Raw genomic sequence first — 13,039 nt, forward strand, 5'->3', positions numbered from 1 at the left:
GGGTGGTGGTCAGTGAACGGTCACGACGCCCGCGCCACCGTCGACGGTGACGAGCTGGCCCGTGGTGATCGTGCGGGTGGCGTCCGGTACGCAGATGACGGCCGGAATGCCGTACTCCCGCGCCACCGTGGGGCCGTGCGCCATGATCGCGCCGGTCTCGGTGACCAGGGCGGCGGCGGTGAGGAACAGGGGGGTCCAGCCGGGGTCCGTGGTCGCGGCGACCAGGACGTCGCCGGGCTCGACGTGCGCGGTGGCCGGGTCGTGCACGACCCGGGCCGGGCCGGTGACCCGGCCTGCGGACGCCCCCACGCCGGCGAGGGTCCCGTCGCCGCCGGACGTCCGGGGCAGGACGGTCTCCACGTCGGTGCCGTCGGACAGCAGCGCCACCGGCACCGACCGGCGACGCAGCTCGCGGCGGTGCACGGCCCGCCGGGACGCGACCAGCTCGCGCTGGTCGACACCCTGGTGTACGGCGACACGCACCTCGTCGAGGGTCAGGAACATGATGTCGTCGTGCTGGTCCAGCAGCCCGGCGTCGGTCAGCTCGGCCCCGATCAGCAGCAACTGTCGACGGGTCTCCCGCAGCGGGTACAGCCCGGCGAACTTGCCGGCCTCGCGCAGGCCGGCCAACGCACGGGCGCGGCGCAGCAGGAACCCGGCGATCATCGCGCGTACCGGCCGCCGTCGGCGGGCCCGCGCGGTGAGCTCCCGCAACGCCGTCTCCGCCGTCGCGGCGGCACGGTGGAAGCGCTGGTCGGGGCCCTGCTCCGGGTCGGTGACCCGGAGATAGTTGGCGAGCGCGGCGAAGACCGGTGTGGGGTCCTCGGCCCAGCGCGGCACCCCGAGGTCGACCTCGGCCACGCCCCGATGACCGTACGCGTCGAGGAAGCCGGCCATACCGATGTCGGGCAGTTCGCCGCGCAGGTGGCGGCTGGCCAGCTCGCCCGGTGGGGTGTCGAGCAGCAGGTGCCGGTGCGCACCGACGCCCTGGGCGAGCCGCCACAGCGCGAGGTCCATCTCGATGGTGACGTTGTGTGGCATCCCGCCGAGCACGGCGTGCATCTCGTCCGGGCCGGCGACGCCCTTGAGCAGCGCGGCCGGCAGCGCGGCGGCGAGCATGCCGGCGACGATCGGCCACATGATGGCGTCGCTGTGGTCGGTGTCGCCGCGCGCCTCGACGTGGCGCAGCCGCTCGACGGCGGTCCGTAGGTCGTCGGGGGCCACCGAGCGGGCGCGGAGCTGCTCGATCGCCGCGAACATCCGGATGCGTGCCGCGTCCGGGCGGGCCAGGGCGCGCACGATGCCCACCACCGCCCGGCCGGCGGTGCGCAGGGACGCCGCCTGCCGTGCCGCGCCGCGCCCGGCGCCGGTCGGGGCGAACCGTGGGTCGGCCAGGACGTGCTGCATGACCGCCTGTGCCCGAGGGCCGAAGTCGACGGCCATGAGCTTGACCAGTCGTCGCCGCGACGACCTGCTCCGGGCCAGGTCGGTCAGGTCGCCGTAGAGGCGGCCACCGATGTCGACGATCTCCACCCGGACACCGAGCGCCGCGAGCATCGCGGTGATCTGCGCCCGTAGGGTCGCCATGCCCATCGGGGTGACCGGTCGCAGCATGCCCTGGACGTGCCCGAACTCCACGAAGACGCGGGGGAGGGGCTTGCCGGTGGCCGGTGGCAGGGGGAACAGACTGGTGATCGGGCGCGACTGCAGCAACCACAGCACGTCGTCCGGGTCGATCGCCCACTCGACGTCCTGCGGGCAGCCGAAGTGCCCGGCCAGCCGTTCGCCGGCGGCCCGCAGGAGATCCAGGTGCGCGGACGTCAGGCATCCGGTCTGGTCGCCCGCCACGCCGTCGAGGACGTAGTGGTCCACGGCGCTCGCGCCGTCCACGACGGCGGTGCCGAGTCCCGGTGCGGCGTCGACCACCATCTCGTCGCGGCGGCCGGTCAGTGGGTTGGCGGTGCAGAGCACCCCGGCCACCGCGGGCGTGACCATGCGTTGCACGACGACGCCCATCGCCACCCCGTGCTGGTCGATGCCGTGGGCGTCGCGGTAGACGGTCGCGCGGTCGCTGTGCAGCGACTCCCAGCACTTCTCGACGGCGGCGATCAGCTCGGCCGTGCCGGTGACGCCCAGGACCGTGTCCTGCTGCCCGGCGAAGCTGGCGTCCGGCAGGTCCTCGGCCGTGGCGCTGGAGCGGACCGCCACCGGGCCGCCCCCGAGCCGCTGGTACGCCGCGATGATCTCCGCTGCCGGCACTACCCCGCGCCGGTAGGCCTCGGTGGTGACGCAGAACCCGTCGGGGACGCGTTCGTCGTGCCGGATCAGCGCGCCCAGCCCGGCTGCCTTCCCGCCGACCAGGTCGCCCATGTCGGCGGTCACCTCGGACAACGCGAGCACGTACACGGCGACCCCCAGTTGCAATACGACTGCATCGCGTCGACCGTAGCGCCTTGACGATGCAACTGCAATGTGAAAGTGGTGGGGATTGCCGACGTCTGCCATGCTCGGACCGGTGACGACCGGCCGCCCCACCAGAGCCCGCACCCACCGCCGCCCCCGCCGCCGTACCCTCGTCGTGCTGCTCGCGCTCGTCGCGGTGGCGGCCGTCGCCGGCGTCGCCGTGGTGGCCGTGCCGATGCTGCGACCGGCGGGTCCACGCCCGCTCTTCCAGATGCCCGTCGCCTGCGGGGAGACCTGGCAACTGAGCACCTATCCCGGCCACGACGACTACGACGTCGACTTCTTCCCCGTCGAGGGCGAGTCGTGGGGGCGTCCCGTCCTGGCCTCCTACGGCGGCACGGTCACGGTGGCCGGCATCAACGGGTCGCTGGGTGGGCGTACCCCGGAGAACCCGGAGGGTCCGCGCGGACGCGGCGGTGGCTACTGGGTGAAGATCGACCACGGCGGCAAGTGGGAGACGCAGTACCTGCACCTGCTCGAACCGCCGCTGGTCCGGGTGGGTCAGAAGGTCGCCCAGGGTGAACAGATCGGTCGGCTCGGCAGCACCGGCAACTCGGGGGCGCCGCACCTGCACTACGAGCAGCGCCGAGGGTGGGACAAGGTGGAGACCCACTTCGACGGCACGCCGTCGGGCATCACGACCGACGAGCGCGAACAGATCCTCCGCCGGGTGAGCAACAACTGCCCGGCCGTCTCCTGAGGACGGCGGTTTGCCCGCCGCCGCTCGGGGCACTGAATCGGGTGACCGCGTAGACGCAAGGGGAGGAGCTGACGATGACCAAGGGTGACGTCGACACCTACCAGGAGAACGGGCAGTGGAAGAACCGCCCGGAGGGCAACGACCGCGCCAGCACCACGCACGACACCAAGGCCGACGCGCAGGCGCAGGGCCGCGAGATGGCGGCCGACCGGGGCGTCGAGCACGTGATCAAGAAGCAGGACGGCACGATCGGGGAGAAGAACACGTACCCGCGCAGCCGCGACCCGCGCGACATCGCGGGCTGATCACCTGCCTGTCTCCGGGCCGGCTCTCTCGGTGTGACCGAGAGAGCCGGCCCGTCTCGTGCGGCTCCCGCCGATTCCGACTAGCCAGAGCGAATGCGAGCTTTGGGAGTTAAAGTCCTTTTTGGGACTGGAGTGACGGCGGGGGTGAGCATGGCGTTTCGGAGGCGGTCTCATCCGACGAGCACCGCAGCTCTGATGGTCGTCGTGACCCTGGGAGCCCTGACGCTCGCACCACTGCCGGCGCTGGCGGTCGGGTCCGTCCTGTTCGACCAGCCCTTCCACAACAACACCGCGAACGGCATCGGCCCGGTGGCGGTGCCGGGCGTGCCCGCCGCCGGCGCGACGAACGCCGCCTGCCTGAGCGCGGCGGGCAACTCCACCACGGGCCCGCTGCTGAGCTGCACCACCTCCACCGACCCGCAGGGCGCGGGCAAGCTGCGCCTCACCCCCGCCACGATCAACCGGCAGGGTGGTGTGTTCGGTGCGGTGAGTGTGCCCACCTCGCAGGGGTTGCACCTCACCTTCAACACCTACCAGTACGGCGGCTCCAACCCGGGCGCGGACGGCCTCGCCTTCGCGCTGGCCGCCGTCGACCCCGCCAACCCGCGATCCCCGGCGACCCTGGGCCAGTCCGGCGGCTCGCTGGGCTACTCGGCGGCGTTCAACGGCGTGTCGGCGGGCCTGTCCAACGGCTACCTGGGCATCGGGTTGGACGTCTTCGGCAACTTCAGCAGCAGCACGTACCAGGGCACCGGCTGCACGAACCCGCCGTACATCTCCACCACGGGGGGACGCGTTCCCGGGCAGGTCGTGGTCCGTGGCCCGGGCCGCAACGGCGTCGGCTACTGCGCGATCAACAGCACCGCCGGCAGCACCTCGGCTCCCGCCCTGGCGCTGCGGGCCAGCACCCGGGCGGCGTCCGTGGTGCCGGTCGAGGTCGTCATCAACACCACCGCCTCCCCGTACACCACCGACACCGGGATCACCACTCCCGCCGGGCAGTACCGGATCCGCTTCACCCCGGTCGGCGGTTCCGCGCAGACGCTCCAGGGCGCGCTCCCGGTGGTGTCGCCGAGCCTGTATCCGTCGCCGACCTGGCTGAACGCCGACGGTTACCCCCGGCAACTCGCCTTCGGGTGGGTGGGCTCGACCGGCTCGGTCACCGACTTCCACGAGATCGACGAAGCCCGGGCGGTCAGCTTCAACCAGGTGCCGGACCTCAACGTGTCGCAGACCAGCGCGGTCGGCCCCAGCCCGCAACCGGGTGACCCCGTCACCTACTCGATCACCGCGGGGGTCGACGCCGGCGCCACCGAGACCTCACCCATCTCCGTCACCCAGACCGTCCCGGCCGGCGTCACGCCGCGCGGCGCGTTCGGCACCGGCTGGGTCTGCGGCACGCCATCGGGCCAGACCATCACCTGCACCAACAGCAACGGCCCCTTCCCCGGCGGGACCTTCCTGCCACCGATCACGGTCGTGGCCACCGTCACCGCGACCGGGGTGACGCCGGCCCTGATCCAGACGGCCACGGTGGCGACCTCCTCGTCGGTCGACGCGAACCCGGGCTACTCCGGCATCGCCACCGGGGTCGCTCCGGCCACCGCGCCCGCCGGTGTGACCGTCACCCCGGCGCAGAGTTCGATCGCCGGGGGCATCGCCGTCACCGTCGGCGGAAGCAACCTCACCGGAGCGACCGCGATCACCATCGGTACGACCGCCGAACAGCAGGCCGGCACGTCGGTGCTCCTGCTACCGTGCACCTCCGGCCCGGCGGCCGGCTGCTTCACCGTCAACCCCGACGGCACCCTCGGCATCTCCTCAATGCCCGCCCGGCCCAGCGCGGCGACCGTCACGGTCAGCGTCGTCACCCGGGGCGCCGCCGGGTCTGCCACCTACGTCTACGCGTCCGCGCCCGCCACGCCGGCCGCGCCCACCGCCGTCGCGGGCGTCACCAGCGCCACCGTGAGCTGGACCGCGCCGGCGAACAACGGCAGTCCGATCACGACCTACCTGGTCACCCCGATCCGGGACGGCGTCGTCCAACCGACCCTCTCCTTCGACGCCTCCACCACCAGCCGCACACTGACCGGGCTGACCGCCGGCTCCTCGTACACCTTCCGGGTCGCGGCGGTGAACGCGTACGGCACCAGCGCGGCCAGCCCCGCCTCGGCGGCGGTGGTCCCGTACACCCTGCCGAGCGCGCCGGCGATCAGCTCGGCCACCGCAGGGACGACCGCCGCCAGGCTGAGCTGGACGGCCCCGGCCAACGGAGGCTCGCCGATCACCGGTTACACGGTGACCCCCTACCTCAACGGAGTGGCGCAGACCCCGCAGACCTTCGTCGGCACGGCCACGACCCAGGTCGTCACCGGGCTGACCGCCGGTGCCACCTACACCTTCCGGGTGGCCGCCAGCAACGCTGCCGGGACCGGTCCGCAGTCGGACCCCTCCACGGCGGTGACGGTCAACCCGCTGCCGACGCTGACCTTCGCGCCCCCGCCACCGGGCAAGGCGTACGTGCCGTACCAGTACCAGTTGACGGTGACCGGCGGCACGAGCCCCTTCGCGTGGTCGGTCAGCGCCGGAACCCTGCCTCCCGGCCTGAGCCTCAACCCGGCCACCGGTCTGCTCTCCGGCACCCCCACGACAGCCGGGACGTTCTCCTTCACCGTCCGGGTGACCGACTCGTTCGACAAGTCCGACACCCGTGGCGTCGAACTGGTCATCAACCCGCTCGGCGGACTCTCCATCAGTGTGCCGGCGATCTCCGCGCTCGGAACCGTCACCTCCCAGGCGACTGGCGTCACGGGCCAACTCGGCGCGGTGACCGTGACCGACGACCGTGGCCCCGTCTCGGGCCAGTGGGTCAGCGTCGTCTCGGCCACCAGCTTCACGACGGGCTCCGGCACGCCGGCCGAGACGATTCCGAACAGCAGCATCACGTACGCCTCCGGGCCGGCCCTCACGACCACCGGCGTCGGAACGTTCCTACCGCAGCCCGGCGCGGTGCTGGACGGCCCGCGTACCGCCGCCGCCTGGTCCGGCCAGAGCGGCGGCCCGAACTCCGCCACCTGGAACCCGACGCTGGTGGTGACGTTCCCGACCGCGAAGGTCGCCGGCGACTACGTGGCGGTCGTGACGCACTCGGTCGCCTAGGGCCAGTTCTTATGAAACAGACCCTAGGCCGGCACCACGTACGGGAAGGTGTCGGCGCGGGCGGCCTTCGTGACCTCCGGGGTGAGGCCCGACGTGGTCCCCGTGTTGAGGACCAGGGAGAACATCACCTCGGGCGCGTTGTCGGCCATGGTGCGGCCGTTGCGGACCGCGAAGCCGTAGTTCGCGGCCGTGCCCACCGTGTACGACAGCACGTCGGGGTAGAGCGCCCGGGCGACGCTCCAGCCGTACGCCTGCGGGTCCGGCGCGGTGCCGTTCGCCGCGACGACCCCGGCCACGGCCTTGGCGATCTCCTCCCCGTCCTCGGGCAGGTCCTGGCGGGGGTGCCGGAAGTTCGCCGGGTCGGAGAAGTCGGTGTCGTGCGGCCAGAACACGGGCCACATCATGGGGTGGCCGGCCCGGTTGATCTGCCGCCATCCGCCCGCGTCGGTGGCCAGCAGGGTTCGGCACCAGACGCCGATCTCGGTGCCCGGACGCAGCATCGGCTCGTCGTGGGAGACCTCCAGGACGATCGACTCGACGGTGGTGCCGGCGAAACTGTTCGTGGCCTGGTCGGCCCGCCACGCCGCGCGGTCCACCTTCGCCCCGTTCTTGACCGCGCCGTTGATGGTGGCGAGTTCGCCGAGGTCGACGTAGAACGGGTCCGTGATCCGGCCCGCCCAGATCCGCACGCGCTGGCCGGTCGTCACCTCGCCGGTCCGGCCCTCGGCGATGGGGGTGCCCATGGCGGCGTCGTCGCGGGCGTCGGCGCCGGTGAGCTCGTACAGCTGGAGGGTCTGCCGGGCGTCGCCGTCCGGCTCGCCGAAGGCGAAGCGGTAGGTCAGCTCCTCGGCGTCCGCCCCGTTGAAATGGATCTTGAACTCGTAGCGGGCCTCGGCGTGGAAGCCGCGCTTGATGTCGGCCCGGGTCACCGAGCTGTTGACGTCCATGACGAACACCGTCGCCCCGTCGCCGTCGAAGACGTACAGGTCGTCGATGTAGAGCTGACCTCCCTGGGCGGCGAGGGGGGTGTCGAGGTGGTGCGACATGGGCTCACTCCCGTGATGACTATATCCGGACTAAACCGAACATAGCGGTCGCGGCAGGGTCGCCCGACCGAATCGCGTTCGGGCACCCCTGGGCACGCGAAGGGGCCGCCCGATGCTGCGCTCGGACGGCCCCTTCGCTCCTGCCGGTCTGGTCGTTCGCTCTGGTCGCTCTGGTCGCTCTGGTCGTTCGCTCAGGTCGCTCCGGTCAGAAGCGGGACCACTTCTGGTTGGCCGCGCCGAGGCAGTCCCACAGGTGCAGCTTGCCGCCGTTGTTGGGGTTCGCCTCCCGTACGTCGACGCACTTGTTGGCATTGAGGTTGACCAGGTCGCCCGCGCCGTTGAGCGTGAAGCGCTGGGCCGGATTGCCGTTGCAGCTGACCAGGTTGACCTCGGTGCCGTTGGCCGTGCCGGCCCAGGCCGGGTCCATGCACTTGCCCATCGCCCGGACGGTCCCGTCGGAGGCGAAGGTCCACGCCTGCGCCGCGGTCGTGTTGCAGTCCCAGATCTGCAGCTTGGCGCCCTCGACCGGGTTGGCGCTCGGGATGTCGATGCAGCGCCCGCTCTGCGCTCCCCGGATTCGGGTGGTGCCGGGCGTCGGGTTGCCGCCGTCCGAGGTGTAGCTCGACACTCGGACGTAGTCGACCAGCATCTGCTGCGGGAACTGCGTGGAGCCGTCCGGGTAGCCGGGCCAGTTCCCGCCGACCGCCACGTTGAGGATCATGAAGAACGGGTGGTCGAACACCCACCGGTTGCCGCCGAGGCGGGCCGGGTCGACCCGGTGGTACTGCACCCCGTCCAGGTACCAGGTGATCGCGCCCGGCTCCCAGTCCACCCGGTAGTCGTGGAAGCCGTCCGCGAGCGGGCCGCCGATGGTGCGGCTGCCGGTGATGCCGCCACTGCCGGAGTAGCCGGGGCCGTGCACGGTGCCGTAGACGGTGTTGGGCTCCCGGCCGATGTTCTCCATGACGTCGATCTCGCCGGCGTCGGGCCACCCGCCGCCGGTGCCGAGCATCCAGAACGCCGGCCAGATGCCCTGGCCGCGTGGGATCTTGATGCGGGCCTCGAAGCGACCGTACGTCTGGGTGAAGGTTGCCGCCGTCAGCAGCCGGGCGGAGGTGTACTCGCAGCGGCCGTAGTGGCACTGGTAGTTGGCCGGGTTCTCCCGGCGGGCCGTGATGACGAGGTTGCCCTGACCGTCGTGCACGGCGTTGCTGGTGCTGTTCGTGTAGTACTGCCGTTCGTTGTTGCCCCAGCCGCCACCGCCGATGTCGAAGCGCCACTTGTTCGCGTCGACGGGCGTGCCGGCCGGGGCGTTGAACTCGTCCTGCCAGGTGATCGGCCCAATGGCGGCCTCGGCGCGGTCGGACTGACCCGGGAGGGTGAGGGAGGCGAGGGTGGTGACGAGGGCGACCGCCGCGAGGAGGAGGGGGCGGCTGCGGGAGGTGGCGCGGGCTGTGAACACGGGAGGCTCCTCGGCGAGGTGGGTAGTGGAGGTGGCGCGTCGGAGGCGGCGCGGCGGCGAAGCGCTGAGAGCGCTCTCCAAGCGAAGCATGTCGATATGATGCCCTTTCTGTCAAGAGTGTTTCCAATGCCGCGACGGTCCGTTACCGCCCGATCGCATCCCTCGACAGCGGTCGAATCGACACTTCCTATTGCCGTGGAGCGTCCACCCGGGACAGGATGACGAGGTCCGCAGGAAACCTCCCCGTAACCTGCGTGCTGCTGGTCTCTGTCACAAGGAAGTGGGAGTCAGTCATGAGCGACGCGTCGACGGCGCTGGGTGTGCGCCTCTACCCGGACCTGGTCGAGCGGGGTGGCCTGGCCCCCGCGCTCATCGAGACCGCGGCCCGCCACCGGCTCGACATCGGCCGCGTGACCGCGCCCGAGCAGGGGCGCGCCCGGTTCACCTGCGCCGAGCTGCACTCCGAGCAGGGCGTGGTCTGCGTCGGGCTGGGCTCGCAGGCCCGATACTTCATGATCGACGTCCGGTCCGCGGGCGAGGTGCTGGCGCGCGGCGACTGCATGGACCTGCTCCAGGTCGGCCAGGTGGCCGCGGCCTGGCGGGAAGGGGCCACGCTCGCCGAGCTGACCGCCCGCTTCGGGTTCATGGAGGAGATCAAGCACCGCCCGGCCTCGGTGACCCCGGTCAGCTAGGGCCCCTCTCAGCACCGTAGCCGGGGCGGCAGCGGCGGTCCGGGGTCGCCGTCCCGGTCCAGGTAGGACGACTCCACGAAGTCGACGAAGCGTTCCGCGTCGGCGGCCGTGGAGGCCAGCCCGAACGACACCCGGACCGCGCCGCCGGTCGGCAGCGCCAGCGCGTCGAGGTACTCGTCGATCGTGCCGATCCGGTCGAGCAGACCTCGCCGCAGCGTCTGCCGGGTGATCCCGAACGCGCCCTCGCCGGCGCCCGGATTGCAGAAGCACCCGGTACGCAGCGAGAAGCCGGCCGTGGCGGCCTGCCGGGCGACGAGCCGCTCGTCGACCGGCGCGCCGTCCGGGCGCAGCACGTTGAACGTCACGGTCCCGCCCCGGCCCGTGCCCGTGGCCGGCCCGTACACCCGTACCAGCGGTTGGCCGGTGCGGTGCCGCAGCGCGGTCAGGCGGTCCAGCAACCACGCGGTGAGCAGGCCGACCCGGGTGTGCACGAGGTCCACACCGATCGAGTCGAGCCACCGCAGCCCGAACTCCACGTCCGGGATGCTCAGGAAGTTGAGCGTGCCGTCCTCGAAGGCCGACTCGTCGTCCATCGAGCGGTGCCAGTCACCCTGCACGCTGACCGCGCGGATGGTGCCCCCGGCGAACCACGGACGGCGCAGCCGGGCCAGCGCGTCCCGACGCGCCAGCAGCGCGCCGACGCCGGTCGGGTAGCCGAAGAGCTTGTACCAGCTCAGACAGACGAAGTCGGGTCGGACGGCGCGCAGGTCCAACCGGTTCGTGGCGGCGAACGCGGCGGCGTCCAGCAGCACGTCGTAGCCGTACCGATGGGCCAGCTCGACCCACTCGAGGGGATGGTGCACGCCGGAGAAGTTGCTCTGCGCCGGGTACGCGAACAGCCCACGACCGGTCCGACCCTCGCTGCCGGCGTCGAGCACCGAGACCAGATCGGCCTCGGCGACCCGCAACTCCGGGCCACTCAGCGGCACGTACCGCACCGGCGCGTCGGCCGCCCGGGCGTACTCGCGGATGCCGTTGACCGAGTTGTGGTTGTCCCAGGTCAGCGCGAAGGGTGCGGCCGGACCGAAGGGGTACGCCTCGCCGACCAGCCGACAGGCGCCGCTGGCGTTGGGGGTGAAGACCACCGCGTACTCGGCCGGGTCGGCGTGGAAGAAGTCGAGCACCGCCCGGCGGGCCGATTCCACCAGTGAGCCGGCCGCCGCGCTGGTGGGGCTCTCCGAGTGCGGGTTGCCGTACGGGCCCGCGAGCAGCCGGTCGTGGTGCGCCCGCACCTGGGCGCGGGCGGTCACCCCGGCGCCGGCGTAGTCGAGGTAGACGTGGCCGTCTCGGTCCAGGTGCGGGTACTCGGTGGCCCGCAACTCGTCGATCCGGGCGGTGTCGGCGTACCCGGGCAGGTCGGTCGGCGACAGGGGAGAGCCCTGCTCAGGACGCACGGCGGGCCTCCCGCCGTACCAGCACCGCCCAGGTCGCGACGAGGGCGAGCAGCACGAACCCGCCGAGCACCAGCCAGTCGATCCAGACCGGCCGGGAGAAGCTGTCGCCGTACGTCTGCAACAGCGGCGGGCCGAGTGGTGAGCCGCCGTCGCGCCACAGCCGTTCCACCCCGGCGCTGTGCCCCAACCCCTCGAACGCCCACCTGTTCGACATCGCGTAGCTGAGCCACCGGCCGCCGTCCGCCATCGCCGGCACGGGCAGGATCGCGCCGACGAACAGCACCTGCGGGAAGCACAACATCGGCAGCATGAGGGTCGCCTGGGCCGCGTCCGAGACGGCCGCGGAGCAGAGCAGACCGAGCGCCAGCGCGGCGGTCGAGGAGAGCAGCAGGGTCGTGTACAGGGCCGCGAAGTCGCCACCGCCGACCGGCGGTAGTCGGTTCATGCCGCGCAGCACCCCGAGCAGGGCAAGGTCCACCAGGGCGAGCAGCGGCAGCAGCACCGCGACCTTCGCCAGCAGGTACGGCAGCAGCCGAAGGCCGCCAGGCGTTCCCGGCGCAGGATCGGCAGCTCCGTGCAGATCTGGAGCAGCCCGTAGGTCAAACCGAAGAAGAAGCCGCCGAAGGCGATCCAGAACAGGATCATCACGGTGACGGTCGGGCTCGGGCTCGCCGGGTCGAACGCGCCGGGGCGGAACAGCAGCGCGAACATCCCCAGCACCATCAGCGGTGAGCCGAGCAGGATCGCCAGCGTCAGCCGGTTGCGGACGACGATCTCCGCGTTGCGTGCGGTGAGGACCCACCACTGGCGCAGTCGGCCGACGCGTCGGGGCGCGGGTGCGGTGATGTCGCCGTCGTCGGAGGTACGGGGCGGCAGTTCGGCCCCGCGTTGCTCGGCGAAGCGATCGGGCCACTCGTCGGCGTGCGTCGCCTCGTCGAGCCGGAGGTGCACCTCGACGAGGGACCGCAGGCCGAAGAACTCCCGGGCGGCGGCCGGGGTGCCGGTGAACGCCAGACGGCCCTGACCGGTCAGCACGACGACCTGGTCGCAATGGTCCACGTCGGTGACCTGGTGGGTGGTCAGCACGACAGTGGCTCCCGTGTCGGCGAGGCCGCGGAGCACCCGGAGCAACTCCACGGCGGTCGTCGGGTCCAAACCGGAGGTGGGTTCGTCGAGGAAGAAGACGCCGGGTCGGGTGAGCAACTCGACGGCGATGCTGGCGCGCTTGCGTTCACCACCACTGAGCAGGCCCACCGGCGTGGCGGCCCGATCGGTGAGTCGCAGCTCGGCGAGCACCTCCGCGACCCGGTCACCGATCTCGGCCGGCCCGGTGGTGGCGGGCAGGCGCAGCCGGGCGGCGTACCGCAGGGTGTGAGCCAGGGGCAGCTCGCGGTGGATGATGTCGTCCTGCGGTACGACGCCGACGGCGCCCGCCGCGGCGGTGCCGGCGTACGTCACGGTGCCCGCCGTCGGTCGCTTCGTCCCGGCGAGGATCTCCAGCAGGGTGGTCTTACCGGCGCCGCTGGCGCCGATGATCGCCACCAGCTCGCCAGGCATGACGTTCAGCGAGATGTCGGACAGAATCTGCCGATCGCCCCGGACGCTCTGGCCCAGCCCTCGGGCGGCGATGCCGACACCGGCGCGTGGGGGAGAGGTGGTCCGCTCGGTCGTCATGTCGAATGCTCGATCCGGTGGGGGAGTGGCCGCCTGAACATCGTGCCCCGCCGATGTTACTGAGCGGCCGCGCAGCGCGCCCGG

Annotated in this window: 10 protein-coding genes; 4 read left to right on the forward strand and 6 right to left on the reverse strand. The window is 72.1% G+C overall.

Going from position 1 to position 13,039, the window contains the following annotated elements; all coding sequences use genetic code 11:
- Positions 1 to 9: 9 nt before the first annotated feature.
- Entirely contained in the window at positions 10 to 2,424 is a 2,415-nt protein-coding gene (locus ACN263_RS08500) for a PEP/pyruvate-binding domain-containing protein (RefSeq protein ID WP_422739262.1), read from the reverse strand.
- 79 nt (positions 2,425 to 2,503) lie between these two features.
- Here ACN263_RS08500 and ACN263_RS08505 point away from each other — a divergent pair, with 79 nt between their 5' ends.
- From ACN263_RS08505 to ACN263_RS08515, 3 genes are all read left to right on the forward strand, one after another.
- Positions 2,504 to 3,163 (forward strand): M23 family metallopeptidase, encoded by a 660-nt coding sequence (locus tag ACN263_RS08505; protein WP_422739263.1) that lies wholly within the window; start codon positions 2,504 to 2,506, stop codon positions 3,161 to 3,163.
- Positions 3,164 to 3,237: 74 nt separating this feature from the next.
- Positions 3,238 to 3,468, forward strand: coding sequence for a DUF2188 domain-containing protein (locus ACN263_RS08510; RefSeq protein WP_422739264.1), 231 nt, complete (start codon positions 3,238 to 3,240; stop codon positions 3,466 to 3,468).
- Positions 3,469 to 3,672: 204 nt separating this feature from the next.
- Complete coding sequence (locus ACN263_RS08515; protein WP_422739265.1) at positions 3,673 to 6,627, forward strand: fibronectin type III domain-containing protein; 2,955 nt, start codon at positions 3,673 to 3,675, stop codon at positions 6,625 to 6,627.
- Positions 6,628 to 6,650: 23 nt separating this feature from the next.
- On the opposite strand, the gene ACN263_RS08520 is transcribed toward ACN263_RS08515, so the two are convergent.
- Both ACN263_RS08520 and ACN263_RS08525 read right to left on the reverse strand, forming a co-directional pair.
- Positions 6,651 to 7,673, reverse strand: a complete 1,023-nt coding sequence (locus ACN263_RS08520) for a DUF4331 family protein (protein ID WP_422739266.1) — start codon at positions 7,671 to 7,673, stop codon at positions 6,651 to 6,653.
- 205 nt (positions 7,674 to 7,878) lie between these two features.
- A complete protein-coding gene (locus ACN263_RS08525; RefSeq protein ID WP_422739267.1) occupies positions 7,879 to 9,135 on the reverse strand; it encodes a family 16 glycosylhydrolase in 1,257 nt (418 codons plus the stop codon).
- A gap of 293 nt (positions 9,136 to 9,428) precedes the next feature.
- Here ACN263_RS08525 and ACN263_RS08530 point away from each other — a divergent pair, with 293 nt between their 5' ends.
- Positions 9,429 to 9,827 (forward strand): hypothetical protein, encoded by a 399-nt coding sequence (locus ACN263_RS08530; RefSeq protein ID WP_422739268.1) that lies wholly within the window; start codon positions 9,429 to 9,431, stop codon positions 9,825 to 9,827.
- Positions 9,828 to 9,835: 8 nt separating this feature from the next.
- On the opposite strand, the gene ACN263_RS08535 is transcribed toward ACN263_RS08530, so the two are convergent.
- The 3 genes from ACN263_RS08535 to ACN263_RS08545 are packed head-to-tail and all read right to left on the reverse strand — an operon-like array spanning position 9,836 to position 12,955.
- Positions 9,836 to 11,281, reverse strand: coding sequence for an aminotransferase class V-fold PLP-dependent enzyme (locus tag ACN263_RS08535; RefSeq protein ID WP_422739269.1), 1,446 nt, complete (start codon positions 11,279 to 11,281; stop codon positions 9,836 to 9,838).
- Positions 11,271 to 11,783 carry an ABC transporter permease gene (locus tag ACN263_RS08540; protein WP_422739270.1) on the reverse strand — a complete coding sequence of 171 codons (513 nt, stop codon included), beginning with the start codon at positions 11,781 to 11,783 and terminating at the stop codon, positions 11,271 to 11,273. Before ACN263_RS08540 ends, ACN263_RS08535 begins: the two co-directional genes overlap by 11 nt.
- Positions 11,723 to 12,955, reverse strand: coding sequence for an ABC transporter ATP-binding protein (locus ACN263_RS08545; protein ID WP_422739271.1), 1,233 nt, complete (start codon positions 12,953 to 12,955; stop codon positions 11,723 to 11,725). The genes ACN263_RS08540 and ACN263_RS08545 overlap by 61 nt, the downstream gene beginning before the upstream one ends.
- Positions 12,956 to 13,039: the final 84 nt, after the last annotated feature.

Origin of the sequence: Micromonospora sp. WMMD729, from assembly GCF_049315225.1 — a bacterium.
GTDB lineage: Bacteria > Actinomycetota > Actinomycetes > Mycobacteriales > Micromonosporaceae > Micromonospora.

Bases quoted from the DNA above. Each gene is read 5' to 3' on its own strand.
- ACN263_RS08510 (WP_422739264.1), top strand. From the start codon at position 3,238: ATGACCAAGGGTGACGTCGACACCTACCAGGAGAACGGGCAGTGGAAG.
- ACN263_RS08545 (WP_422739271.1), bottom strand. From the start codon at position 12,955: ATGACGACCGAGCGGACCACCTCTCCCCCACGCGCCGGTGTCGGCATC.
- ACN263_RS08520 (WP_422739266.1), bottom strand. From the start codon at position 7,673: ATGTCGCACCACCTCGACACCCCCCTCGCCGCCCAGGGAGGTCAGCTC.
- ACN263_RS08505 (WP_422739263.1), top strand. From the start codon at position 2,504: ATGCTCGGACCGGTGACGACCGGCCGCCCCACCAGAGCCCGCACCCAC.
- ACN263_RS08530 (WP_422739268.1), top strand. From the start codon at position 9,429: ATGAGCGACGCGTCGACGGCGCTGGGTGTGCGCCTCTACCCGGACCTG.